Origin of the sequence: Leisingera thetidis (genome assembly GCF_025857195.1) — a bacterium.
Lineage (GTDB): Bacteria > Pseudomonadota > Alphaproteobacteria > Rhodobacterales > Rhodobacteraceae > Leisingera > Leisingera thetidis.
Map to the genome: position 1 here is coordinate 3,883,924 of NZ_CP109787.1, position 25,363 is coordinate 3,909,286.

At 66.6% G+C, this 25,363-nt stretch carries 24 protein-coding genes; 11 read left to right on the forward strand and 13 right to left on the reverse strand.

The genetic code is table 11. The features are described 5' to 3' along the window. Positions 1–26 precede the first annotated feature (26 nt). From OKQ63_RS18735 to hpaR, 5 genes are all read right to left on the reverse strand, one after another. Positions 27–608 carry a sarcosine oxidase subunit gamma gene (locus OKQ63_RS18735; RefSeq protein WP_264211534.1) on the reverse strand — a complete coding sequence of 194 codons (582 nt, stop codon included), beginning with the start codon at positions 606–608 and terminating at the stop codon, positions 27–29. Further along, positions 601–3,612 (reverse strand): sarcosine oxidase subunit alpha family protein, encoded by a 3,012-nt coding sequence (locus OKQ63_RS18740; protein ID WP_264213951.1) that lies wholly within the window; start codon positions 3,610–3,612, stop codon positions 601–603. The genes OKQ63_RS18735 and OKQ63_RS18740 overlap by 8 nt, the downstream gene beginning before the upstream one ends. 11 nt (positions 3,613–3,623) lie before the next feature. After that, a complete protein-coding gene (locus OKQ63_RS18745; RefSeq protein WP_264211535.1) occupies positions 3,624–3,911 on the reverse strand; it encodes a sarcosine oxidase subunit delta in 288 nt (95 codons plus the stop codon). Between the two features lie 16 nt (positions 3,912–3,927). Further along, positions 3,928–5,178, reverse strand: coding sequence for a sarcosine oxidase subunit beta family protein (locus OKQ63_RS18750; protein WP_264211536.1), 1,251 nt, complete (start codon positions 5,176–5,178; stop codon positions 3,928–3,930). Between the two features lie 272 nt (positions 5,179–5,450). Beyond that, on the reverse strand, positions 5,451–5,891 hold the full coding sequence (gene hpaR, locus OKQ63_RS18755; RefSeq protein ID WP_264211537.1) for a homoprotocatechuate degradation operon regulator HpaR: 441 nt from the start codon (positions 5,889–5,891) through the stop codon (positions 5,451–5,453). A 113-nt stretch (positions 5,892–6,004) separates the two neighbouring features. Between hpaR and OKQ63_RS18760 the strand changes: the two genes are divergently transcribed. From OKQ63_RS18760 to OKQ63_RS18790, 7 genes are all read left to right on the forward strand, one after another. Beyond that, positions 6,005–6,397 carry a 5-carboxymethyl-2-hydroxymuconate Delta-isomerase gene (locus OKQ63_RS18760; protein WP_264211538.1) on the forward strand — a complete coding sequence of 131 codons (393 nt, stop codon included), beginning with the start codon at positions 6,005–6,007 and terminating at the stop codon, positions 6,395–6,397. Then, the gene (gene hpaE / locus OKQ63_RS18765) at positions 6,397–7,908 is read left to right on the forward strand and encodes a 5-carboxymethyl-2-hydroxymuconate semialdehyde dehydrogenase (RefSeq protein WP_264211539.1); all 1,512 of its coding nucleotides are present in this window, start codon (positions 6,397–6,399) and stop codon (positions 7,906–7,908) included. Before OKQ63_RS18760 ends, hpaE begins: the two co-directional genes overlap by 1 nt. 87 nt (positions 7,909–7,995) lie before the next feature. Further along, positions 7,996–8,976: a 3,4-dihydroxyphenylacetate 2,3-dioxygenase gene (hpaD, locus tag OKQ63_RS18770; protein ID WP_264211540.1), complete on the forward strand. Its 981-nt coding sequence runs from the start codon at positions 7,996–7,998 to the stop codon at positions 8,974–8,976. A gap of 39 nt (positions 8,977–9,015) precedes the next feature. After that, positions 9,016–10,425 carry a pyridoxal phosphate-dependent decarboxylase family protein gene (locus OKQ63_RS18775; RefSeq protein WP_264211541.1) on the forward strand — a complete coding sequence of 470 codons (1,410 nt, stop codon included), beginning with the start codon at positions 9,016–9,018 and terminating at the stop codon, positions 10,423–10,425. A gap of 2 nt (positions 10,426–10,427) precedes the next feature. Beyond that, a complete protein-coding gene (locus OKQ63_RS18780) occupies positions 10,428–11,294 on the forward strand; it encodes a fumarylacetoacetate hydrolase family protein (protein ID WP_264211542.1) in 867 nt (288 codons plus the stop codon). After that, a complete protein-coding gene (gene hpaH, locus OKQ63_RS18785) occupies positions 11,291–12,091 on the forward strand; it encodes a 2-oxo-hept-4-ene-1,7-dioate hydratase (RefSeq protein WP_264211543.1) in 801 nt (266 codons plus the stop codon). The genes OKQ63_RS18780 and hpaH overlap by 4 nt, the downstream gene beginning before the upstream one ends. Positions 12,092–12,106: 15 nt before the next feature. Further along, complete coding sequence (locus OKQ63_RS18790) at positions 12,107–12,877, forward strand: HpcH/HpaI aldolase family protein (RefSeq protein WP_264211544.1); 771 nt, start codon at positions 12,107–12,109, stop codon at positions 12,875–12,877. A 198-nt stretch (positions 12,878–13,075) separates the two neighbouring features. On the opposite strand, the gene OKQ63_RS18795 is transcribed toward OKQ63_RS18790, so the two are convergent. From OKQ63_RS18795 to OKQ63_RS18810, 4 genes are all read right to left on the reverse strand, one after another. Next, positions 13,076–14,737: a DUF4139 domain-containing protein gene (locus OKQ63_RS18795; RefSeq protein ID WP_264211545.1), complete on the reverse strand. Its 1,662-nt coding sequence runs from the start codon at positions 14,735–14,737 to the stop codon at positions 13,076–13,078. A 111-nt stretch (positions 14,738–14,848) separates the two neighbouring features. Continuing rightward, on the reverse strand, positions 14,849–15,175 hold the full coding sequence (locus OKQ63_RS18800) for a hypothetical protein (RefSeq protein WP_264211546.1): 327 nt from the start codon (positions 15,173–15,175) through the stop codon (positions 14,849–14,851). Positions 15,176–15,298: 123 nt separating this feature from the next. Continuing rightward, a complete protein-coding gene (locus OKQ63_RS18805; RefSeq protein WP_264211547.1) occupies positions 15,299–16,321 on the reverse strand; it encodes an aspartate-semialdehyde dehydrogenase in 1,023 nt (340 codons plus the stop codon). Positions 16,322–16,403: 82 nt separating this feature from the next. After that, positions 16,404–17,576 carry an MFS transporter gene (locus OKQ63_RS18810; protein ID WP_264211548.1) on the reverse strand — a complete coding sequence of 391 codons (1,173 nt, stop codon included), beginning with the start codon at positions 17,574–17,576 and terminating at the stop codon, positions 16,404–16,406. Between the two features lie 102 nt (positions 17,577–17,678). Here OKQ63_RS18810 and OKQ63_RS18815 point away from each other — a divergent pair, with 102 nt between their 5' ends. Next, complete coding sequence (locus OKQ63_RS18815) at positions 17,679–18,842, forward strand: DUF3095 domain-containing protein (protein WP_264211549.1); 1,164 nt, start codon at positions 17,679–17,681, stop codon at positions 18,840–18,842. 2 nt (positions 18,843–18,844) lie between these two features. Here OKQ63_RS18815 and OKQ63_RS18820 read toward each other — a convergent pair whose 3' ends face one another. Further along, positions 18,845–19,495 (reverse strand): carbonic anhydrase, encoded by a 651-nt coding sequence (locus tag OKQ63_RS18820; RefSeq protein WP_264211550.1) that lies wholly within the window; start codon positions 19,493–19,495, stop codon positions 18,845–18,847. Positions 19,496–19,673: 178 nt separating this feature from the next. Between OKQ63_RS18820 and OKQ63_RS18825 the strand changes: the two genes are divergently transcribed. The 3 genes from OKQ63_RS18825 (at position 19,674) to OKQ63_RS18835 (ending at position 22,331) form a co-directional block, all read left to right on the forward strand. After that, on the forward strand, positions 19,674–20,033 hold the full coding sequence (locus OKQ63_RS18825) for a hypothetical protein (protein ID WP_264213952.1): 360 nt from the start codon (positions 19,674–19,676) through the stop codon (positions 20,031–20,033). 85 nt (positions 20,034–20,118) lie between these two features. Further along, complete coding sequence (locus tag OKQ63_RS18830; protein WP_264211551.1) at positions 20,119–21,501, forward strand: leucyl aminopeptidase family protein; 1,383 nt, start codon at positions 20,119–20,121, stop codon at positions 21,499–21,501. 5 nt (positions 21,502–21,506) lie between these two features. Further along, a complete protein-coding gene (locus OKQ63_RS18835) occupies positions 21,507–22,331 on the forward strand; it encodes a C40 family peptidase (protein ID WP_264211552.1) in 825 nt (274 codons plus the stop codon). 86 nt (positions 22,332–22,417) lie between these two features. On the opposite strand, the gene OKQ63_RS18840 is transcribed toward OKQ63_RS18835, so the two are convergent. From OKQ63_RS18840 to OKQ63_RS18850, 3 genes are all read right to left on the reverse strand, one after another. Further along, a complete protein-coding gene (locus OKQ63_RS18840; protein ID WP_264211553.1) occupies positions 22,418–22,762 on the reverse strand; it encodes a DUF2794 domain-containing protein in 345 nt (114 codons plus the stop codon). A gap of 115 nt (positions 22,763–22,877) precedes the next feature. Next, the gene (locus OKQ63_RS18845) at positions 22,878–23,567 is read right to left on the reverse strand and encodes an ArsR/SmtB family transcription factor (RefSeq protein ID WP_264211554.1); all 690 of its coding nucleotides are present in this window, start codon (positions 23,565–23,567) and stop codon (positions 22,878–22,880) included. Positions 23,568–23,643: 76 nt separating this feature from the next. After that, the gene (locus OKQ63_RS18850) at positions 23,644–25,332 is read right to left on the reverse strand and encodes a Y-family DNA polymerase (protein WP_264211555.1); all 1,689 of its coding nucleotides are present in this window, start codon (positions 25,330–25,332) and stop codon (positions 23,644–23,646) included. Positions 25,333–25,363 lie beyond the last annotated feature (31 nt).

Here is a 25,363-nt window from a genome sequence, read left to right on the forward strand (position 1 = left end):
CCTGCGCATTTTTCCGGGGGGTCTGGTCAGATCACCGATTTCGCCGCCGACACCAGCGCGTGATGCAGCGAGCCCGCCGAGGAACGCGGCCCGATAACCGCGTATTTCTGCCCCGGCTCCTGGCACAGCAGGAAGACGCCCAGATGCTCCATCGAGGTCCGGGTGGCGTCGCCCGCCTTGCCTGCCCGGATGTTGGCGTTGCACAGCCGCTCCAGCACGTCAAAGCAGCGCGGCCCCTCGATGTCGAAACGGCACCAGCCGTCGGTCTGCTCGACAACCGATCCGGCGTCGCCGACCGCCTGTTTCAGATCGCCCGCCATCAGCTCATGGCTGTCATGCGGCGCAGAGACCATCCACAGGTCCGGCCCCATCCACCAGGCGGCATAGGCACCGGTTTCGCTCCAGCTGGCCGGGGCCGGCAGGGCGCCGCCGAGATAGGCTTGCGCCGCCGATTGCAGTGCATCGCCCTGCCCCTGGCGCGCCGCCAGCGAGGCCAGCGCCCGGTCGGTGACCTCGCGGATCAGCAGCCCGGTAAAGGCGTCCGCCCGCGGCTCATCCCCGCCCAGCGGCGGGATTGCTTTCAGATTATGTCCGTCAAACTTACCCACGGAGACGCTCCCCTTCCGGATCCACAAAATGCGCGCTGACAACTTCGACCTGGACTTCCTTGCCTTCCAGCGGGTTGACCGCGCGGATCACCTCGCCCTTGCGCGCGTCGCCGCGCTTCAGGAAGCCGATCCCGATCGCGCAGCCCAGCACCGGCGAATAGGCCGCCGAGGTGATATAGCCCTGATCGGTGGCCGCGCTGACCTCGCCATCGGCATTCATCAGATGCGCCCCGGCCTGCACCGGATCCGCCGCGTTCACCGGCTTGAAGCCAACCAGCTTCAGCGCATCCTCCTGGTTCATGCCTTCGCGTTCGCTTAAGCAATTGCCGATGCAGTCCTTCTTCTTGCTGACCATCTTGCCCATGCCGAGGTTCAGCGCCGAGGTGGTGCCGTTCAGCTCGTTGCCGGCGGCATGGCCCTTCTCGATCCGCATGACACCCAGCGCCTCGGTGCCGTAAGGCACCACGCCGAATTCCTCGCCCGCTTCCATCAGCTTGCGCACCAGCGCATCGCCATAGCGGGTCGGAACCGCGATTTCATAGGCCAGCTCGCCCGAGAAGGAGATCCGGAACAGCCGCGCCCGGCAGCCGCCCGCCACGGTGATCTCGCCGCAGGCCATGAAGGGGAAGCCCTCGTTCGAGATGTCGAACTCAGGATCCACCACTTTCTGCAGCAGCTTGCGGGCGTTGGGACCGGCCACCGCGAACTGTGCCCAGGCCTCGGTGGTCGAGATCAGCTGCACATCCATGTCCGGGAACAGGCACTGGCGCGCAAATTCCATGTTGCGGTAGACCAGAACTGCGTTGGCGGTGGTGGTGGTCACCACGAAATGATCCTCGGCAAAGCGCGCCGCGGTGCCATCGTCATAGGCAATGCCGTCCTCGCGCAGCATCAGCCCGTAGCGGACCTTGCCCACCGGCAGCTTGGCAAAGGCATTGGCGTACATCTTGTTCAGGAACTCGGCCGCGTCCTTGCCCTGCACGTCGATCTTGCCCAGCGTGGTCACATCACAGACCCCGACAGAGTTGCGCGTCTGCAGCACCTCGCGGTCCACCGATTGGCGCCAGTGGGTTTCACCCGGCTTGGGGAACCACTGGGCGCGCAGCCACTGGCCGACTTCGACAAACACCGCGCCCTGCTCCTCGGCCCACTTGTGGCTCGGGGTCTTGCGGGTGGGGCGGAATTCCTCGCCGACCGAGCGGCCTGCCATCACCCCGAAGGACACCGGCGTATAGGGCGGGCGGAACATGGTGGTGCCGACCTCGGGGATCTGCTTGCCCGCCAGTTCGGCCATGATCGCCAGGCCGCCCATGTTCGACGTCTTGCCCTGATCGGTCGCCATGCCCAGCGTGGTGTAGCGCTTCAGGTGCTCGACAGAGCGGAAGTTCTCCTGATGCGCCAGCTTGACGTCCTTGACGGTGACGTCGTTCTGCTGGTCCAGCCAGGCGCGGCCCTTGCCTTCCTTCACGTACCAGAAGGGGGTTACGTTGACCGGCGCATCCTCGGCCTCCGGCAGATCGGCAGGTTTTGCGCTGATCCCCAGTTTCGACAACGCATCCACCGCGCCCTCGGCCCCGGCGCGCAGCGCGGCAGCGGTCGAGAAATCGCCATTGGCGGCCCCCGCCACGGACATGTTCTGCGGCAGCTCGCCCGCCGGAACAAAGGCCGCGATATCCTCGCGCCAGGCCGGGCGGCCGCGCTGGTGGCAGGTCAGATGCACGTTCGGGTTCCAGCCGCCGGACACCGCCAGCGCGCCGCAGGGCACGTCGCGGGTGCTGCCGTTGGCCAGGCGCACGCGCGCCCATTCCAGCCCCAGCCGGCCCTTGGTGTCGATCACCTGGGCGCCGGCAAACAGCTCAGCCCCCTCAACCTTGGGCGCATCCGGGCGGGTGTCGATCACCGCCGTCACCTTGACGCCCTTGGCGATCAGGTCCGCCGCGGTGCGGTGGCCGTCGTCGTTGTTGGTGAAAACCGCAACCGTCTGATCCGGCGTTGCCGCCCAGCGGTTGGCATAGGCACGCACCGCACCGGCCAGCATCACGCCCGGACGGTCGTTGTTTTCAAACGCGATCGGCCGTTCGGTGGCACCCGCTGCCAGCATCGCCCGCTTGGAATAGATCCGCCACAGGATCTGCCGCGGCTTGCCCGCTTCCGGCGCCAGCACGTGGTCGGCCACCCGCTCCACCGCGCCATAGATGCCATGGTCGAACGCGCCGATGATGGTGGTGCGCGGCATCACCCGCAGGTTCGGCATCGCCGCCAGCTCGGCCTGCACGCCTGCCACCCAGGCTGATCCGGTCAGATCGCCAATACCGAAGGTCTCGGCATTCAGGCGCCCGCCCAGCAGGAAATCCTCATCCGCGATGATCACCTGCGCGCCGGCCCGGCCCGCAGTCAGCGCCGCCATCAGGCCGGTCGGCCCGGCCCCGATCACCAGCAGATCGCAGTGCAGGAACCCCTTGTCATAGGCATCCGGGTCCGCTTCGAAACTGATGCTGCCCAGACCGGCCGCCTTGCGGATGATGGGCTCGTACAGCTTTTCCCAGAACGCCGCGGGCCACATGAAGGTCTTGTAGTAGAAGCCCGCGGTCAGGAAGTTCGAGAACCGGTCGTTCACCGCCATGAAGTCATGCTTCAGCGTCGGCCAGCGGTTCTGCGAATTGGCTTCCAGACCATCGTACAGCTCAGCGGTGGTGGCGCGGGTGTTCGGCTCCTGCCGCCCGCCGCTGCGCAGCTCGACCAATGCGTTCGGCTCTTCCGAGCCGGAGGTCAGCACGCCCCGCGGGCGGTGGTACTTGAACGAGCGGCCCATCAGCCGCACGCCGTTGGCCAGCAGGGCCGAGGCCAGCGTGTCGCCCTCAAACCCCTTGTAGCTCTTGCCGTCAAAGGTGAAGGTCAGCGCCTTGCTGCCCTTGATCAGCCCGCCGTCCAGGCGGTTCACCTGGGTGCCCTTGCGGGCCCCGGTGCTGCCATCGGCCTGAAAGGCCGCGATTCCGGCTTTCATCACTGCTTCAGTCATTTGCTGCGCCCCCTCGCCCGGGCCGCATCACGGGCCAGTTCGACATTCAGGATTTCATGGGTCACGGTATTGCGGGTCACCACCAGCCAGGACCGGTCGCCCTGCTCGTGGAACCACAGTTCGCGGTGCTCGCCCGCCGGGTTGTCGCGCAGGTACAGGTAATCGTGAAACTGATCCGCCGCGTCTTCGGCCTGCCAGTCGGGCCGGTCGATCAGCGCCGCGTCACCCAGATAGGTGAACTCCTGGCTGTCCCGCGGCCCGAGGATAGGATGGTTGATAATCATCGTCTTCTTCCTTTCCTCAGTGCAGGTTCGGCTGGGCGCCCTGGCCCTTTTCGTCGATCATGCAGCCGCGGCGGAACCGGTCGAGCCGGTAGGCCGAGGCCACCTTGTGCGGTGTGTCCGTCGCCAGCAGATGCGCATAGCACCAGCCCGAGGCCGGGGTCGCCTTGAACCCGCCATAGCACCAGCCGCCGTTGAAATAGAGTCCGTCCACATGGGTCTTGTCGATGAAGGGGGAGCCGTCCATCGACATGTCCATGATGCCGCCCCAGCTGCGCAGCATGCGCACCCGGCCCAGCGCCGGGATCAGGGCCATGCCGCCCTCCATCACGTCCTCGACCACCGGCAGGTTGCCGCGCTGCGCATAGGAGTTGTACATGTCGAGGTCGCCGCCGAACACCAGCCCGCCCTTGTCCGATTGGCTGCAGTAGAAATGGCCCGCACCAAAGGTGATCACCCCGTCCAGCACCGGCTTCAGCCCCTCGGACACAAACGCCTGCAGCACGTGGCTCTCGATCGGCAGGCGCATGCCCGCCTTCTCCATCACCCGGCTCGACGAGCCGGCAACACAGCTCGCCACCTTGTTGGCGCCGATGAAGCCCTTGGTGGTTTCAACACCCAGGCATTTGCCGTTCTCGATCTTGAAGCCGGTCACTTCGCAGTTCTGGATGATATCGACGCCGCGCAGATCCGCCCCGCGGGCATAACCCCAAGCCACCGCGTCATGGCGCACAGTGCCGCCGCGGCGGTGCAGCAGGCCGCCCTTGATCGGGAAGCGCGCGTCGTTGAAGTTCAGGAACGGATACATCGCGCGGACGCCGTCGGTGTCCAGCAGCTCCGCATCCGACCCGTTCAGGATCATCGCGTTGCCCCGGCGCCGTGCCGCGTCGCGCTGCGCATCGGTGTGCACCAGGTTCAGAATGCCGCGCTGGCTGACCATGGCGTTATAGTTGAAGTCCTGCTCCAGCCCTTCCCACAGCTTCAGCGACAGCTCGTAGAACGGCTCGTTGCCGTCCAGCAGGTAGTTGGAGCGGATGATGGTGGTGTTGCGGCCGACGTTGCCGCCGCCGATCCAGCCCTTCTCGATCACCGCAACATTGGTGATGCCGTGGTTCTTGGCCAGGTAATAGGCTGTCGCCAGCCCATGCCCGCCGCCGCCGATGATCACCACATCGTAGCTTTTCTTGGGTTCCGGATCGCGCCAGGTCGGGCGCCATCCCTTGTGGCCCGTCAGGGCCTCCTTGATCACTTTCAGGCCGGAATACCGCATGATGTCCTCTCAACTGTCCCCGACAGGTTTGTTGAGAAATGCGGCAATTCACAGAGCGATTTCGGACACCGGCTGCGCCATTTGCGCCATCGGCAGGAATTCACCCATGCAGGTGCAGCATGCCCCGCGGCGCAACCCCTGCGCTACACAACGCGCAAACAACTGGAATAAAAAGAAAAACATGGGTGAGTTTGGGAATTCAGCCAATCAACGGCCGCCGCGCGGTTTGCGTCACCCGCCCCGGCATCCGCGCCATATGCGTCAGCGGCGACTCACTCCGACAGGTCGATCTGGTCCAGCTCATTCAGCAGGTCCAGCAGCGCCTCATAGCGCTCCGGCCCCATCCTGGCCCGGGTGCGGTCCATCAGCGCCAGACTCGCGTCAATGTTGTCGGCAATGACCCGCTCTCCGCCCGCGGTGATCCGCACGACCTGGCGGCGGCGGTCCTCCTGGTCGCGCGCACGGCTGATCAGCTGCTTCTCTTCCAGCTTCTGCAGGATCCGCGTCAGGCTCGGCAGCAGCAGGCAGGCCTTGTCGGCGATCTGAGTCGGGTCGATCGGCCCGGACTCCTGCACCACCCGCAGCACCCGCCACTGCTGTTCGGTCAGATCAGCACCGCTCAGCAGGGCACGGATCGGCCCCATCACGCGCTCGCGCGCCCTGAGAAGGGCAATCGGCAGGGAACGGTCTGTGGCCGGCATCATCTTTGTCATGCCCGATTATCACCCCGCTTCCCGGTAAACGCAATTGCCGCTTGGATTTCTTCTGCTTGACACAAGGCTGCATATTTGCTACACATGTTAAGTAAATCATGGGAGCGCCGGATATGCCGCACATCACGCTGGACTATTCCCCCAACATGGAGGAGCGCACCGACATTGGCGGCCTGTGCAGCCGCCTGAGGCAGGCAGCAGCGGCCACCGGTGTGTTTCCGCTGGCTGGCATCCGGGTCCGTGCGTTTGCAGCCAGTCACGTCTCGATTGCCAACGGCGATCCCCGGCACGGCTATATCGACATTTCCATCCGGCTGCGGGACGGCCGTGACATGGACACCCGCAAACGCGCGGCCGGCGCGGTGTTCGACGCCGCCCGGGCGTTCCTCGAACCGGCGATGCAGCAGCATTCCATCGCACTCTCGCTGGAGATGCGCGGCATAGACCCCGAGCTTTCCCTCAAATGCGGCACCATCCGCGACCACATGCAGAAGGCGGACCCGTGATGAACGACCTGGCCACCAACATCGAAACGCTGAACCGCCGCCTCGACCGTTTCCGCAAGGCCGGCATCCAGAACCTGATCGCAGGCAAAAGCTGCCCGGCCGCCTCCGGCGCCACCTTCGAAACCTCTTCGCCGGTGGATGAAAGCGTGATCGGCACTGTCGCCAGGGGCGGTGCCGCGGATATCGCCGCCGCCGCCCAGGCCGCCAGGGATGCCTTTCCCGCCTGGCGCGACCTGCCGGCGCTGGAGCGCAGGGCCATCCTGCACCGCATCGCCGATCTGATCGCGGAACGCGCCGAAGAGATCGCGCTCTGCGAATGCTGGGACACCGGCCAGGCCATCCGCTTCATGTCCAAGGCCGCGCTGCGCGGCGCCGAAAACTTCCGCTACTTCGCGGACAAGGCCACCGCCGCCCGCGACGGCCAGCAGCTGCAGTCGCCAACCCTGATGAACGTGACCACCCGGGTGCCGATCGGCCCGGTGGGCGTGATCACCCCCTGGAACACGCCCTTTATGCTGTCGACCTGGAAGATCGCACCTGCGCTGGCCGCCGGCTGCACAGTGGTCCACAAGCCGGCCGAATTCTCGCCGCTGACCGCCCGCATCCTGGCCGAAATCGCACATGAGGCGGGCCTGCCCGCGGGCGTCTGGAACCTGGTGAACGGCTTTGGCGAAGACGCCGGCAAAGCCCTCACCGAACACCCGGACATCAAGGCCATCGCCTTTGTCGGAGAGTCCAGAACCGGCTCGATGATCATGAAACAGGGCGCCGACACACTGAAGCGCGTGCATTTCGAACTGGGCGGCAAGAACCCGGTGGTGGTCTTCGACGACGCCGACCTCGACCGCGCGCTGGATGCCGCGATCTTCATGATCTACTCTCTCAACGGCGAACGCTGCACCTCCTCCTCGCGCCTGCTGGTGCAGGAAAGCATCGCCGATGATTTCGAGGCCAGGCTGATTGACCGCGTCAACAGCATCCGTGTCGGCCACCCGCTGGACCCGGCCACCGAGGTCGGCCCGCTGATCCACAAGGTGCATTTCGGCAAGGTCACCTCCTACTTCGAGACCGCCAAACGCGAGGGCGCCACCATCGCCGCCGGCGGCACCCGCGCCGGAGACAAGGGCTGGTTTGTCCGCCCCACCCTGTTCACCAATGCCACCAGCGATATGGCCATCGCGCAGGAGGAAATCTTCGGCCCGGTCCTCACCGCGATCCGCTTCAAGGACGAAGATGAGGCTCTGACACTGGCCAATGACACCCAATACGGCCTCACTGGCTACGTCTGGACCAATGACCTCACCCGCGCCCTGCGCTTCACCAACGCGCTGGAGGCCGGGATGATCTGGGTGAACTCGGAAAACGTCCGCCACCTGCCCACCCCGTTCGGCGGCGTCAAATCCAGCGGCATCGGCCGTGACGGCGGCGACTGGAGCTTCGAGTTCTACATGGAACAGAAACACATCGGCTTTGCCACCGGCCACCACAAAATCCCGCGCCTCGGCGCCTGACCCCTTCTTCTTTGTCCAAATACTCCGGGGAGCGCGAGGGGCCGGCCCCTCGCTCCCGCACCCGGCCCCAAGTGAAAGGTTCAAACCATGCCCGTCCCCGCCCCGAACCTCTATCCGCCGTTCAACATCGTGCGGCTCAGCCATGTGGAATACCATGTGACCGACCTCGCCGCCTCCCGCGCCTTCTATGCGGACACGCTCGGCCTGCAGGTGACGCATGAGGACAGCGGGCGCATCTATCTGCGCGCAATGGAGGAACGCGGCCATCACTGCATCGTGCTGGCCAAGGCGGACGCAGCCTCCGCGGGCGTTCTCGGCTTCAAGCTTTACGACGAGCCGGACTTGGACAAGGCTGCGGAGTTCTTCGCCGCCAAGGGCCTGCCGGTGGAGTGGGTCAGCCGTCCCCGCATGGGCAGAACCCTGCGCACCCGCGATCCCTGGGGCGTGCCGCTGGAATTCTATGTGAAAATGGACCGCCTGCCGCCGATCCACCAGGAATACAGGCTCTACAAAGGGGTAAAACCGCTGCGCATCGACCATTTCAACATGTTCAGCGCGGATGTGGATGCCGCCGTCGCCTTCTACGGCGAGATGGGCTTCCGCGTCACCGAGTTCACCGAGGATGACGACAGCGGCAAGATCTGGGCCGCCTGGATGCACCGCAAAGGCGGCGTGCACGACGTGGCCTTCACCAACGGGCTCGGCCCCCGTCTGCACCACACTGCCTTCTGGGTGCCGACCCCCTTGAATATCATCGACCTGCTCGATCTGATGTCGACCACCGGCTACGTCGGCAACATCGAACGCGGCCCCGGCCGCCACGGCATCTCCAACGCCTTCTTCCTCTATGTCCGCGACCCGGACGGCCACCGGATCGAGATTTACTGCTCCGACTACCAGACCGTGGACCCGGACCTGGAGCCAATCAAATGGTCGCTCACCGACCCGCAGCGCCAGACCCTCTGGGGCGCCCCGGCGCCGCGCAGCTGGTTCGAGGAAGGCTCCGTCTTCGAAGGCGCCACTCCGAAACCCAGCGCCCTGGACGCGCAGCCGATTATTGCACCCTAAACATCATGGCCGCGCCCTGGCGGAAGCAAGGTAAGAACAATGAAATGGGATGATTTTTCCGAATGGGGCCGCCGGGTCGCGGACTGGACACAGGACTACCACCTGACCGTCGGCGAGCGCCCGGTACGGGCCCGAACGGAACCTGGCGAGGTGCTGAATGCGCTGGCCGCCTCCCCGCCCGAAACAGGCGAGGGGATGGAGGCGGTCTTCCGAGATTTCGAAAACATCGTGATGCCCGGCATCACCCACTGGCAGCACCCGCGTTTCTTTGCCTATTTCACCTCCAATGCCGCAGCACCCTCGGTGCTGGCAGAGTTCCTGACCGCCGCCATCGCGCCGCAATGCATGCTGTGGCAAACCTCGCCCGCGGCGACAGAGATGGAAACACGGATGATGGACTGGCTGCGTCAGGCGCTGGACCTGCCACAGCAGTTCCAGGGCGTCATCCAGGACTCGGCCTCCTCCGCCACTCTGGCCGCCGTGCTGACCATGCGCGAGCGGGCGCTGAACTGGCAGGGCAACAGCCAGGGCCTGTTCGGCCAGAAAGCGCTGCGCATCTACTGCTCGTCGGAGGTCCACACCTCCATCGACCGTGCCATCTGGGTCGCGGGCATCGGCCAGCAGAACCTGATCCGGGTGCCGATCAAGGGCGGCTGGCGGGGCATGGACCCGGCAGCACTGGAAGCCGCCATCAAAGAAGACATCGCCGCAGGCCACCAGCCCGCCGGTGTGATCCTTTGCGTCGGCGGCACCGGCACCGGCGCCACCGACCCGGTGGACCAAGTACTGGAAGTGGCCGAAAAATACGGGCTATACACCCATGTGGACGCCGCCTGGGCCGGCTCCGCCATGATCTGCCCCGAATACCGCCACTACTGGCCAGGGGTGGAGCGCGCCGACAGCATTGTCTTCAACCCGCATAAGTGGCTCGGCGTGCAGTTCGACTGCTCCGCCCATTTCCTGAAGAACCCAGACGATCTGGTGCAGACCCTTGCCATCAGCCCGGAGTACCTCAAGACCCACGGCCGTGACGGCATCATCAATTATTCCGAATGGTCGGTGCCGCTGGGCCGCCGCTTCCGCGCGCTCAAGATCTGGTTCCTGATCCGCACCTACGGGTTGGAGGGGCTGCGGCAGCGCCTGCGCAACCACATCAACTGGTCGAACCAGCTGCACGAAAAGCTCAAGTTAGAGCCTGATTTCCAGATCGTGACCCCGCCGATGTGGTCGCTCTGGACCTTCCGCTACACCCCTGATGGCGTTGCGGACCTCGACGACCTCAACCTCGCGCTGGTCAATGCGATCAACGGCGACGGCCGCATCTACCTGACCCAGACCCGCGTTGACGGCCAGCTGGTGATCCGCTTCCAGGCCGGGCAGTTTGAAACCACCGAAGCAGACGTGATGATGGCCTTCGACGTCATCACCGAAATCGCAAGAGGGCTCTGACCATGCGCTTTGCCACCTACTCCGCCAATGGCGGGACCTTCTATGGGGCAGTCACGGATGCGGGCATGATCGCCCTGTCGCCGCAGTTCCCGCACTGGCCCACCCTGCGCGACGTGATCGCAGCAGACGGCCTGCCCGCACTGGCACAGGCCGCCGAAGGCAAGCCCGTGACCCACACAGATTTCTCTTACGAAATCCCGATCCCAAACCCGGAAAAGATCATCTGCGTCGGCGTCAACTTCCCGGACCGCAACGCGGAATACAGGGACGGCACCGCACAGCCCAAGCACATGTCGCTGTTCCCCCGCTTCCCGCGCTCCTTTACCGGCGCAGACCGCCCGCTGATCCGCCCGCCGGAGAACCACACCCTGGATTACGAAGGCGAGGTCGCGGTTGTGATCGGCAAGGCAGGCCGCCGGATCAAACCGGAAGACGCCTATGATCACATCGCCGCGCTGACGCTCTGCAACGAGGGCACGATTCGCGACTGGGTGCGGCATGCGAAATTTAACGTCACCCAAGGCAAGAACTGGGACAATTCCGGCTCTATCGGCCCCTGGCTGGTGCCCTTCACCGACGCCGCGCAGCTGGATGAGGCGCGCATTGTCACCCGCGTGAACGGCGAGGTCCGCCAGGACGACACCCTGGCCCGCATGATGTTCCCGATCCGCGAGGAGATCGCCTATATCTCCACCTTCACCACACTGCAGCCCGGCGACGTGATCATCACCGGCACCCCAACCGGCGCAGGCGCCCGGTTCGATCCGCCGAAATACCTGGCGCCCGGCGACGTGGTCGAAGTTGAGGTCGCGGGCATCGGCCTCCTGCGCAATACGGTTGAAGACGAGTTCAACGGGGGCAAGGCATGACCCCGGACCAGCATCAGGAGGCCGCCGGAACCCTGCTGGCGGCCGAGGCAACCGGCCGCCAATGCGGCCTGCTCTCGCGGGCCTATCCCGGCATGACCCTGGACGATGCCTATGCGGTTCAACAGGCTCTAATAAGGCAAAAGCTGGCGTCGGGACGCCGGAAAATCGGCTGGAAGATCGGCCTCACCAGCCGCGCCATGCAGCAGGCGCTGAACATCACCACACCGGACAGCGGCGTGCTGCTGGATGACATGGCGTTTGAGTGCGGCGCCACCGTCCCGGCGGGCCGCTTCATCCAGCCGCGGGTGGAGGCAGAGATCGCCTTTGTCATGAAATCCGCCCTTGCGGGCGCCGAATGCACCCGCGCGGACGTGCTGGCCGCGACGGACTATGTCGCGCCGTCGCTGGAAATCCTCGACACCCGCATCCTGCGGACGGATCCGGCCACCGGCCAGGCCCGCATCATCACCGACACCATCAGCGACAACGCCGCCAATGCCGGCGTGGTGCTGGGGGCGGAACGCCGCGCGGCGGACGCCTGCGACCTGCGCTGGGTAGGCGCGATCGTCAGCCGCAACGGCACGGTTGAGGAAACCGGGCTGGGCGCAGGCGTGCTGAACGATCCCGTCACCTCGGTCCTGTGGCTGGCGCGGCGGATGGCGGAATATGGACAACGGATCGACGCCGGGGATATCGTGCTCTCAGGCTCTTTCATCCGCCCCGTCGAATGCCCGCCGGGCACGGAAATCACCGCCGATTTCGGCGCATTCGGCTCTGTTTCGATCCATTTCGCCTGACAGGAGGCACCAACCATGCCCGCCCCCAAGAACACCTTCAAGGAAGCGCTTGCCAGGGGCGAGCGCCAGATCGGCTGCTGGATGAGCTTTGCCGATGGCCAGATCGCCGAGATCATGGGCACCTGCGGCTTCGACTGGCTGGTGATCGACGGCGAGCACGCGCCAAATGACATCCGCTCGATCCGCGACCAGCTGATGGCGCTGGCGGCCTCGCCCAGCCACCCGGTGGTGCGGGTGCCGGTGGGGGAGACCTGGATGATCAAGCAGGTGCTGGATGCAGGCGCCCAGACGGTGCTGGTGCCGATCGTGGAAAGCGCGGAACAGGCCCGCGAACTGGTGCGCGCCTGCCGCTACCCGCCAACAGGCGTGCGCGGCGTCGGCGCCACGGCGGCGCGCGCCACTCTGTTCGGCTCGGTCAGCGACTATATCCCGACCGCGGATCAGGAGATCTGCCTGCTGGTGCAGGTGGAAAACCGGGCCGGCATGGCCGCGCTGGACGAAATCCTGCAGGTCGAGGGCATCGACGGCGTCTTCATCGGCCCGGCCGACCTGTCGACCGACATGGGCCACCAGGGCAACTCCGCGCATCCCGAGGTCCGGGCGGTAATTGCCGACGCGCTGCAACGGATCAGAACGGCAGGTTTGGCGCCGGGCATCCTGGGCACTACGGATGAGGCAGCTCGGACCTATTCGGACATGGGGGCGCAATTTCTCGCCGTCGGCATCGACGTGATGATCCTTGCCAATAACGCCCGCCAGCTCGCCGCCCGCTGGAACGCGGACTAAACCTGCGCCGTTCAACCGCCCCGTTCAACCGGAAGCACTCCCGTGCCCGGCCGCAGCCCTGGCTTCGCCAGAGCAGCGGCAGCGGCCTTGGGCGTGGCACCGCGCGAAGCGCGGTGCCACGCCCAACGGGAGGAGGGTATTTTTCATGCCCGACGACGGGCGGGAGCCCCCCGCCTGCGGCTGACCGCTGCGGCCCCCTCAGCGCAGGACCATGCCGTCCGGCCAGTTGAGTTTGGTCTCCAGCCGGATTGCACGGGTCCCGCCTGCGGCGACCTCCATATTCCAGGCCAGGATGCCGCGCTGTTTCTCCACGCTTTCCTCGTCCGGCCGCGGTGATGCGCTCCAGCTGATCTCCAAATCGTCCTGCTGCGAATAGGGCACCCTGTCCAGCACCCGGACAGGCCAGTCCTGCGCGGTCAGATTCGCCACCTCGATCTCCACCTTCTGCACCTGTTCGTTGCTGCGCGATATCAGCCCCTGGCCGCCTTCGCTCTGATCCAGCACATCGCGGCGCACCTGCAGGCCTTCGATCGGGCCAAAGCCCGCCGCCATCTCTGCCCCCGGCGCCAGCCCGGCGAAGGCCTCAAAGGCAACCAGCTTGCCATCGGCAAAGCGCGGCACCGCATCCGCGGCCAGCAGCTGTTCGCCAAAACTGTTGGTGAACGTCACCACCCTGTAGGCCGCGGCATCGCGCAGCGGCACCGCCACCGCTTCCACTTCGGCAGCGGCAGTCAGCGCATCCATTTCCAGCCTCAGGACATCGGCGCCGGACGCGACCGAAACCGGCAGGCCGAACCTGTATGCCGCAGCCGCGCCATCCAGATTTGCCGCCCAGCGCCGGACCTCTTCTGCAACGATTGGCGGCTCTGCAAAGGCTTCAGACACAGTGCCGGCCCCATCCGCGTCGGCAAGAAGCTGTTTCGCCGAGGGCGGCGGGGCCGGCTCTGCAATCCGGCGCAGCCACGGGCGCAGTCCTGACGGGCTCCCCTGCCCTGCAGGTTTTGCCGTGGACAGTGTCAGAGCCACATCCTGCCAGTTCTCGCCGGTATCCTGAACCAGCGTCACTGCGCGTTTCAGGGTAACCTCAACCGCCTCCCCGGTGCTGAGATGCATCTCATAAGCCGGCTGCCAGCCGGTATTGCCGCCTCCGGCGGTGAAATAGCTGAGCATTACCGCGCCTTCGCCCGCCTGCTCGGCGTCAACGTCCACTGCAATATACAGCCTGTCCCTGTCCTCCAGCGTGATGGCCGCCAGCGCCGCGCGGGCCTCTGCCAGGTCTTCGTCCAGCGCCGCCAGGCGCAGTTCGATGCGGCGTGCTTCCGCCTCCGCTGTCACGGCGGCCTGGCCGGCGCTGGCGGCTTCGCCGGAAATCATCCGGGCAATTGCCCGGAGTGCCGCTGCATCGGCCTGGGCCAGGCCTTCATTCGCGCCAAGCTGCTGCAGGAACCCGATAGAGACCTCAGCCGCCCGCACCCCGGCACGGGCGCCTGCAGCCTCGTCCCGGACCGAGGCGATTTGCGCCTCCAGATCGCGGATCCGTGCCTCCGCGGCGTCTATCTCCGGATCATCCGCAGCACGCGGCGGCACGTGCTCCCCGCGCAGCAGGGTGGCAATGCGGCGGGCGCCGCTGATCTCGACCTGCAGGGTCTCCAGCAGCGCAGACTTCGGCACATTCTGCAGGATCAGCCGGTGCCGCCCTGCAGGCAGCGTGACCGCAGCGCGCCGGGTCACTTCGGCAAGCCCCGGATAAAGGGTCACTTCGGACACGCGGCTGCTGAGGGGAATGGTATCGGCGGCCGCGGCAGTTGCCGCTGCCTGAACAAATACGGCGAAGGCGCAAGCCATCAGTGAAAATCGCATTGGCATCTCTCGATCAGGAAAACGGGGCGGGCCGGAAACGCCCGCCTGATGCCAAGCCTAGCCTTCAGCCCGCCAGGTGGCCAGCTGCACCGGTGCTGCCGGCAGCATGTGTCACGGCTGCGACGGGCCGAAACGCAGTTCCAGCTCGTCCGGATCAATGCCCAGATCCTCGCAGGCGGCAACCGCCGCATGCGTCACTGCATCGTAAAGCCACAGCGTGCCCTCCCTGAACTTGAGGCAGACCCCCTTGCGGCGCAGCCCGCGGCACAGGGAAAACCAGTCACCGGAGGTACTGAAATCCGCAGCCAGATGTTCCTGCAGCCGCTCGATGCTGCCGCGGTTCAGCTTGGCCCCGGCCAGGATGGCGCCCAGCGGCATCTGCTGCCCCTGCCCGGCGGCAACCGCAACACCCGTGCTGAAATTCTCCAAAGCGATCATGGCTTCACTCCCTTTGCCTGCTGTCCCCCTCAGACTAACGGCGCCGCCTGTCCCCGGGCAGCCGTGCAAAAGAAAAGGGGCCGCCTCTTCCGAAGCAGCCCCCTCACCAAAAGGATACAAGGCTTAGCCTTTCTTCAGGACCTCACGGCCCAGCAGCTCGGCGATCTGCACCGCGTTCAGCGCCGCGCCCTTGCGCAGGTTGTCCGATACGCACCACAGGTTCAGGCCGTTGTCGATGGTCGAATCCTGGCGGATCCGGCTGATGAAAGTGGCAAAATCGCCAACGCATTCCACCGGCGTGACATAGCCGCCGTCCTCGCGCTTGTCGATCACCATGACACCCGGCGCCTCGCGCAGGATGTCGCGCGCTTCGTCCTCGTCCAGGAAGTCCTCGAACTCGATGTTGATCGCCTCGGAATGGCCGACAAACACCGGCACCCGGACGCAGGTCGCGGTGACCTTGATCGAGGTGTCGACGATCTTCTTGGTCTCGGCGACCATCTTCCACTCTTCCTTGGTCGAGCCGTCTTCCATGAAGACGTCGATATGCGGAATGACGTTGAAGGCGATCTGCTTGGTGAACTGCTTGGCCGGCTTGTCATCGGTCGGGTTGTAGATCGACTTGGTCTGGTCCCACAGCTCATCAATGCCGTTTTTGCCCGCACCGGACACCGACTGATAGGTCGAGACCACCACGCGCTTGATCCTGGCGCGGTCATGCAGCGGCTTCAGCGCCACGACCATCTGCGCGGTCGAGCAGTTGGGGTTGGCGATGATGTTCTTCTTGGCATAGCCGTGCACGGCGTCCGGGTTCACTTCCGGCACGATCAGCGGAATGTCCGGATCATAGCGGTACAGCGAGGAGTTATCGATCACCACGCAGCCCGCAGCGGCGGCCTTGGGCGCGTAATCCTTGGTCGCGGCGGAACCGACCGCAAACAGCGCCATGTCCCAGCCGGCAAAATCGAAGGTGTCCAGATCCTGGGTCTTCAGTGTCTTATCGCCAAAGCTGACTTCAGTGCCGAGAGATTTGCGGCTTGCCAGCACAGCGATCTCGTCCACAGGGAACTGGCGCTCGGCCAGGATGTTCAGCATTTCGCGGCCCACGTTGCCAGTGGCGCCAACGACGACGATGCGGTAGCCCATTTGTCTGTTTCTCCAGTATTGCTTGGCCTCATGGCCGGCGCCGGAGTGATAATGCCTCTGCGGACAAGTTTAAAGGGGCGGATCAGTCCATGCTGTCCCGGCTGAGCAGATAAATTGCGCATCCGGCCGCAAGGCAGACCAAAAAGAAGCTGAAAATGCCCGTATAGGGCAGGAATGGGTCCGGTCCGGCCATACCTGAATGGATCCGCCCGGTGGCAAACTGCATGATTCCCACCCCGCCGATGCCGAAAAAGTTCAGCAATGTGACTCCGCGCCCGGCCAGATGCGGCGGCACAAACGCACGGCCATGCGCCATGATCACCGGGAAGGAGGCCCCGAAGAACCCGACCGCCGCCATCAGCACGACCGGTATCCAGACCGGCAGGCCGGCGGCCAAAATCAGCCCGCCCAGCGCCAGGCAGGCCAGCAGGTTGCCGCCCAGGATCACCCATTTGCGGGTGCCCAGAATCCGGTCCAGCGGCCCATAGGCAAAGGTGCCGGCAATCATTGCCGCCCCCATCACCAGCGTCGCCAGCCCGATCTGCTGGGTGCTGAGCCCGTACAGGTCGCTCAAGTAGGGCCCGATCCACAGCCCCCGGAGGGCGCCCGAAGGCGCATAGGCCACCAGCATCAGCGGAAACACCGCCCACATCGCCGGCATTTTCAGCAGATCGAAAACCGATCCCTTGTGCTCCCCGTCCGGCATGTCCGGATCTGACACAGTCAGGAAGATCCCCGCCGCCACCGCCACCGAAATGGCCGCCAGCCCGGCCAGCGTCTGCCGCCAGCCGAACAGGTCCACCGCCAGCGCCGTCGGGTAGGAGGCCACCAGGTTGCCCGCCGACCCCACCCCCAGCATCAGCGCCGCCAGGGTGGCAAAGCGCGCGGGCGGGTACTGGCGCGCAAAGATGTAATAGGAGGCCATCAGAACCGGCGAGCAGCCGATGCCGATCAGGAACATCGCGATGCTCACGTGCAGCGGCGCCGCAGCCGCGGCAAACAGCGCCGCGCCGCCGCCGCCGCCCAAAAGCAGCAGCAGCGCGGCGGTGCGCCGCGGCCCGGCATGGTCCAGCGCCCAGCCCACCGGCAGCTGCATCGCCGCAAAGGACAGGAACCACATGCCGGACGCAAAGGCGAGATCGTCCGGCGCCGCGCCGATGTCCTGCCCCAGCACCCCCGACAGCACCGCCAGGAAGGCGCGGAAAAACTGGCTCAGCACATAGGCCAGGCACAACATTATCAATCCCGCCTGCATCTTGTGTCCCCGTTATTTGTGTCCGCCGCACAGCTTGCATGTTTGGCCCGGGGGCACAATTCGTTTAGGGAGTAAAGGCAGGCGGCCGGAGACGGGACCAGCATGAACACAGACAGTTTCTACGCCAACCTTCCCAGGAACCGGGCTTTCGCCAGCCTGTCCGCTCCGGAGTCCTTTGCTCCGCTGCCGCCGGACTGGCATCTGGGCTGCACCGATATCGTGAACTCGACCGGGCTGGCCGCCGCCGGCCGCTACAAGACCGTGAACATGATCGGCGCCGCGGTGATTGCCGCCATGCGCAACGCGCTGCAGGGCGAGGCGTTCCCCTATATCTTCGGCGGCGACGGTGCCTCCTTTGCGGTGCCGCCGCGCCACCGCGAAGCCGCGGAACAGGTGCTGGCGGGCCTGCGCAGCTGGACCGAGGCGGAGTATGGCATCACCCTGCGCGCCGCCATGCTGCCGCTCCGCTGGATCCGGGCCGAGGGGCTGGAAGTGCGGATCGCCCGCTATGCGGTGTCGGAACACGCCGATTTCGCCATGTTCAGCGGCGGCGGCCTGGCCTGGGCCGAGGCGCAGATGAAGGCCGGCGCCTTCGAGGTGCCGCCCGCGCCCGGGGCCGGGCCGCCCGACCTCTCGGGGCTGTCCTGCCGCTGGAGCAACACGCCAGCGCGCAACGGCATCATCCTGTCGGTGGTCGCCCAGCCTGCACCGGATGCGGATCCGCAGGCCTTTGCCCGGCTCACCTCGCAGCTTGTGGACCTGGCGGGCGAGCTGGACAGCAACGGCCACCCGGTCCCTGCAACCGGGCCGAAACTGCGCTTCCCCCCGGCCGGGCTGACCCTGGAGGCGAAGTCCTCGCGCGGCCGGACCCCTCTGATCTTGCGGCAGCTGTATCTTCTGGCCCATAGCGCCTTCACCGGTCTGATCTTTGCCGCCAAACGTCCCGTGGGCGCTTTCGACCCGGTGCATTACCTGTCGGTTCTCAAGGCCAATTCCGACTTCCGCAAATTCGACGACGGGCTGAAGATGACGTTGGACTGCACGCCGGCCATCCGCGACCGCATCCGCCATCACCTGCAGCAGGCGGCAGACGCCGGGCTGGTGCACTTCGGGCTGCACGAGCAGGACGCCGCCATGGTCACTTGCATCGTGCCCTCGCCGGTCGCGGACGATCACGTGCATTTCGTCGACGGCGCGCAGGGGGGCTATACGCAGGCAGCCGCCAATCTGGCGGCTGCGTTTGGTGTCAGCAGGAAAACCGGCTGAGCTCAGACCGGCACAAAGGCATGCGCCTTGGCGTCATAGCATTCCAGCCCGCCCTCGCCGATGTCGGTCCACAGCCCGTGCAGGCTCAGACCGCCGGCCTTGACCGCCGATTCGATGAAGGGGAAGGTCATCAGGTTTTCCATCGATGCAACAACGGCTTGGCGTTCAAACTGACGGGCCTGCTCCACCGGGTCCTCGATATCCGACACCCCTGCGAACTTGGGCTTCAGAATGTCCATCCAGCGGCCGACAAAGCTGGTTTTCTCTTCCAGCTGCGGCGCGTTGCCCTTGCACATGTCGATGCAGCCCTGCACGCCGCCGCATTGCGAGTGGCCCAGCACGATCAGATGCGACACCTTCAGCGCGGTGACCGCATATTCCACCGCCGCCGAAGTGCCGTGGTGGTCGCCGTCCGGTGCAAACGGCGGCACCAGGTTGGCAATATTGCGGTGAATGAAGAATTCACCCTGATCCGCCCCGAAGATCGAGGTCACATGCACCCGGCTGTCGCAGCAGGAGATCACCATGGCCCGCGGCCGCTGGCCTTCGGTCGCCAGGCGGCGGTACCAGCCCTGGTTCTCCTCATAGGATGTGGCCTTCCAGCCGTGATAGCGGGTCACCAGATAACTGGGGAGAGGTTTGGCAAATTCCATTGTCGAATCCTCCGATCGTTTGCGCGTTGGCGGACGTGTTACCCTGCATTGTCCGCAAATTCGAGTGATTTGAACACCCGGCGGAAACCTTTTGAAAACCTGTGGGGGTCAAATTGGCAGACGTGCCGTGGGGGCATAAAGAACTTGGGTGAATGTGGTGGCCAATATACTAACAGTAATGCACTCCGAAAAAGTGCGCCTGGATCCTGGCAAACTCTCTGCGCTGTACGACCAGCTTGGCGAAACCGGTGCCGAGGATGTCGTCTGCCGGGCGGTGGAAGAAATGGCGGTCCGCCTGACGCATTGCGAGCGTCTGTGGCGGCAGAATGACATGATGAATCTGCGCAAAAGCGCCCGGTCGCTGATTGCGATTGCCGATCAGATCGGCATGACGGCGCTGGCATCGATCGCCAACAACGTGACCGAAGCCATTGATGCCGAGGACTTTCCGGCGGTGGCCGCGATCCTGTTCCGGCTGATGCGGGTGGGGGAACGTTCGCTGACCGCGGTCTGGGACCAGCAGGACATGACAATCTGACCTTTCCGCAGGCTGCGGGGCTTGCAGGCCCCGCTGCGGCAGCTACTCTGGCGCATCAACACTGATCCGCATCCGGAGTATGCCAATGCCGCCCGTCTTTGCCGTCCCCAGCCCGGACGCCTGTCCCGTGCATGCCGTCGCAAGCGGCACTTTCGAAAGCTGGCTTTCAGGCCAGCCGCAGCGCGTTCAGGCCTGGGTCTCGGCACATGGTTTTTCCGGCGCCTGCGGCCAGGCGCTGACGGTGCCGGGCGCCGATGGCACCATCGAAATGGCCCTGGCCGGCTACGGCTGCGCCGCGCAGCGGGCGCGCCGCCGTTTCGTGCTCGCCGAAGCCGCGCAGAACCTGCCCGCCGGAACCTACCGGATTGCCTCCGGCCTGCCGGCCGAGGATGCCGCCACCGAATCTCTGGGCTGGCTGCTGACCGCCTACCGCTTTGACCGCTACAAGGCCGCAGAGGCGGCCGGCGCCGCGCTGACGGCCCCCGACGGCATCGATGCCAACGCCATCGAATCTCTTGCCGCCGCCGAATGCCTGACCCGCGACCTGATCAACACGCCCGCCTCCGACATGGGCCCGGCCGAACTGCAAGCCGCCGCCGAGGGCCTGGCACAAGACTTCGGCGCCGAGGTTTCCACCATTCCGGGCGCAGACCTGCTCAAGCAGAACTTCCCGCTGATCCACACCGTGGGGCGCGCCTCGGACCGCGCGCCGCGGCTGATCGATTTGCGCTGGGGCCGCTCCGGCCCCCGGCTCACGCTGGTGGGCAAGGGCGTCTGTTTCGACACCGGCGGGCTCAACCTCAAGCCCGGCAACAGCATGGCGCTGATGAAAAAGGACATGGGCGGCGCCGCCAACGTGCTGGGGCTGGCGCGGATGATCATGGCCGCCGGTCTGGATCTGCAGCTGCGGGTGCTGATCCCGGCGGTTGAAAATTCCGTCTCCGGCCCCGCCTTCCGCCCCGGCGATGTGCTGACCTCCCGCAAGGGTCTGACGGTCGAGGTCAACAACACCGACGCCGAGGGCCGCCTGGTGCTGGCCGACGCGCTGGCGCTGGCGGCGGAGGAGGCGCCGGAGCTGCTGATCTCCATGGCCACGCTGACCGGCGCGGCGCGGGTTGCCGTCGGGCCGGACCTGTCGCCTTTCTACACCGATCACGATGGCGACGCCGCCGCGCTGGCGGCCGGTGCCGGGCGCACTGCGGACCCGGTCTGGCGGCTGCCGTTCCACGCGCCCTACGAGCCGATGATCGAACCCGGCATTGCCGATCTCGACAATGCGCCTGCGGGCGGTTTTGCCGGCTCCATCACCGCCGCGCTGTTCCTGCGCCGCTTTGCCGGAGACTGCCGCTACATGCATTTCGACATCTATGGCTGGACCCCCGGCGCCGCCCCCGGCCGCCCCAAGGGCGGCACGGGCCAGGGCGCCCGCGCGCTGTTTGCCGCGCTGCCGGACCTGCTGGAGCTCTGAGCATTATGGCCGACCGCCGCCGCACACCGGTGAATGACCGCGTCGCCGCCGCCCATCTGAGCGATGTGCCGGAAGGGCTGCAGCCGGTGGAGGGCACCGCCGCCCGCATCGGCGTGCCGGTTGCGGACCTGCTGCGCGCCCCTGACGGCCCGCGCGACCGCCAGCTGGTCTACGGCGAGCCGGTCACGGTCTATGAGGACCGCGGCGGCTGGTCCTTCCTGCAGGCGGCCAAGGATGGCTACGTGGGCTATGTGCCCAGTTCCGCTGTCACCGCCCCTTTCGAGGCCACCCACTGGATCAGTGCGCCCGCCACCCATGCCTATTCGGCGGATGATTTCAAATCCCCCGAATCGCACGCCCTCAGCCACGGCAGCCGGGTGCAGGTCCTGGGCGGCACCGGACGGTTCCTGGAAACCACTCTCGGCTTCATCCCGGCCCGGCACCTGTCCGCCCTCGGCGCCCATGCCAGTGATCCGGCGGCGGTGGCCGGCCTGTTTCTCGGCACGCCCTACCTCTGGGGCGGCAACAGCTGCTTTGGCATCGACTGTTCCGGCCTGGTGCAGGCGGCGCTGCTGGCCTGCGGCATCCCCTGCCCCGGCGACAGCGATATGCAGGAGGCGGAACTGGGCGAGGCGGTGTCTTCAGACAACTATCAGCGCGGCGACCTGCTGTTCTGGAAAGGCCATGTGGCGCTGGTGCGCGACGCCGACACCCTGATCCATGCCAACGCCCATCACATGGCGGTGGCAGCAGAGCCCATCGCGGCCGCCATCGCGCGGATCGAAGCCCAGGGCGACGGCCCGGTGACCGCGCATAAAAGGCTGCTGTAAAGCCCGCCCGGCGCCTCAGGCGGCAAAAATCCTGGCAGGATTTTTGGCCGGAAAATTTGAATTTTCCGGTTCCCCTGCGGTGGCCGTCAGTCGATCGGGCGGATCAGCTTGCGCTCCAGCACCCGCAGCACGGTCTTCAGATCGGCGCCGCGCTTCAGGATGTGCCCGTCCATGCCGACCACCGAATACTGCCCCTGCCGCTGGCGCAGCTTGGGCCGTTTTTCGATCCGGTACAGCGGATGCTCCGCCGTGCGCCGGAACACCGAGAACACCGCCAGATCGCGCAGGCTCGCAATCCCGTAATCGCGCCACTCCCCCGCAGCCACCATCCGCCCGTAAAGCGAAAGAATGACGGACAGTTCCCGCCGGTCAAACGCGACTTGCTGAGGAATGGGAGATCCGGGAAAAGGCTGCACCTGATCAAAGCTCATACCTGAAAGGTTGCGCCATTTCCCGGGCAAATCAAGGGTAATCGCGTTCGAATTTCCGTGTGGTGCCGGATCCGCACAGGCTCTGCCCCCTGGTTCCGCCCCGTTCCGTCCCGCCTCAGGCCGCCGCCAGCCCGCCGCATTGCACGCCCAGAATCTGCTCCAGCGCCACCCGCCCCGGCGCCGTCAGCATCAGGCCGCGCTTGTGCCGGTGCCGCTTGACCCAGCCGCTGTCCAGCGCGTGGTCCAGGATCTGCCGCCCCATCGGCCCCGCCACATGCAGCCTGCGCTCGGTCCAGTCGAGGCAGGGCCGGGCAAAGGGCTGGCGGCTTGGCCGCTCCGGCAGCACAACCCCCAGCTTCAGCCAGGCGGCGTCCGGTTCCGCCCGGAAGGCGCCGTGCTGCTCGACCAGCATGCCGCGGTCCAGAAAGGCGCCGGTCATCGCCACCGCCAGCGGCCCCGCCAGATGGTCGTAGCAGCTGCGCAGCTGCGCCAGCCCGCCCGCCTTGCGCTGCTGCGCCCGGTACAGGCTCTCGGCCGGGGCAATCGCCGCCAGCTGCTCCAGCGCATGCGCCACCTCGGCGCCCGCCAGCCGGTGATAGACACAGCGGCCGCGCTTTTCGGCCACCACCAGCCCGGCATCCTGCAGCAGCCGCAGATGCGCCGAGGCGGTCTGCGGCGTCACCCCGGCGGCGGCGGCCAGCTCCTTGTTGGTATAGGCCCGGCCCTCCATCAGCTCGCACAGCATCCGGGTGCGGCTGGCGTCCGCAATGGCCTGGCCCAGAATGTCGAAACGCGGTGTGATCATGCGCCTACCCTATGCGGTTTCCGCAGCCGCTCCCAAGCAAAACCCTTCGCCGCATGCCGAACTGTCCGGCATCCGGTCAAGCAAACGAGCCATGGCAGAACCAGCCCGGCGACAGCGCCCCGCCATGGGCAAAGAACAGCCACAGCCGCGCGCCGCAGGCGGTCACCACCACCCAGTAATCGCGCACGCCGCTGCGCCAGCCGGGATCCTCCAGCCACCATTCCGGGGCAATCCGCTCCGGCCCCTCCGCCCCGGCCAGCTCCCAGTCGCGGCCGCGCCAGCGGAAATGTTCGGGCACCTGCGGCCGCTCCGGCGCATGGACCAGCTCGGGCGGCCAGATCAGCAGCGGCCGCGGCCGCGGCGGCCGCGGCCATTCGCCCGCCCAAGGCTCCGACCAGGCGGCGGCCTGCACGGTGAAACTCTTTTCCGGAATGTGGCTCTCCGCCGGGTGATAGCGGGTGATCGCCTCCAGCCCCAGCCGCGCGCCCAGGCGGCCGATCAGATCCTCCAGCGCCGCGGCCTCCTCCTGCTCCTCCTGCCGCGCCCGCGCCGCGGCGCCCGCCTGGATATGGCCCGCCGGGGTGCGGTCATGCATCGCCTCCGCCTGCAGCACCTCCAGCCGCAGCATGTCGATGCCAAAGCCCGCATCGATCTGCTCCAGCTTCATCTCCAGAAGCGGCCGGATGCGGGCCGGGTCGCGGGTGGCGCGGGCGAGGCCCACGGTCACCGCCTCCATTTCCTGATCGCAGCGGTGCGCCTCCAGCCGCAGGACGCGCCCGCCCTTGCCGCGCTCCTCCAGCCGGGCACACAGCCGCGGCAGCATCCGGTCGATCCCCGCCAGCAGATCCTCCATCAGGCCGATCGGCTCCGGCAGGGTCAGCCGCACCGCAAACCGGTCCGGGCTGCGCGCGGGCGAGACCGGCTCCGGCGCGCTGCCCATCGCCTGGTCCAGCCGCAGCACCAGGCCGCGGCCGAACCGGCGCGCCAGGCCGGCCCGCGGCTGCTCCAGCAGATCGCCGATCCGCCTGAGCCCCAGCCGGTTCAGCTGCGCCACCGTGGCCGCGTCCAGCCGCAAGGCGGCCACCGGCAGGGGGCCAAGCGCGCCATAGGCCTGCCCGGGCTCCGCAATCCGCCCCATCTGCGGCGGCGCCTGCAGCTGCGGCGCCGCCCCGCCGCGGGTCCAGTGGCGGCGTCCGGCGCCCTGCCCCGGGCTGCGTTTCTGCGCCCGGGCGCGGGTGGCGCGGGCCTCCTGGTCAATGGCATCGCCGCTGCGCTCCGGCGCGGCGTCTTCCCCCGCGTAACGCGCCAGCGCCCAGGCCGCGCCCAGGGTATCGGCCAGCCCCATCCGCACGCTCAGCCCCATGTCCGCGCAATCCTGCCCCGCCGTCTCCATCAGCGACGCCTCGCTGCCGAACAGATGCGCGCAGCCGGTGATGTCGAGGACCAGCCCGTCCTCCCCGGCCTCGGCCACCCAGGGGCTGAACTTGCCCGCCCAGCGCCTGAGTGCGGCCAGAAACACCGCCTCGGCAGCGCGGTTGCGCGGCCGCACCATCAGCGCCGCATACATCGCATGGGCATCGCGCAGCGGCTGGCCGGGATGCAGGCCCTCCGCCGAAGCGGCCGCATTTAACGCAGAAATAACCTGAGTGTTCGATACTTCTTCCGCAACGGCCAGCGGCCCGGCACTGCCGCCGCGCTCTGCCCGCATGATGCGTTCGGCGCCAAGGCGCGGAAACCAGAGCGACAGGATGCGGCGGCAGGTCATGGGCAGAACAGGCAGCAGGGGCCGGCAGGCG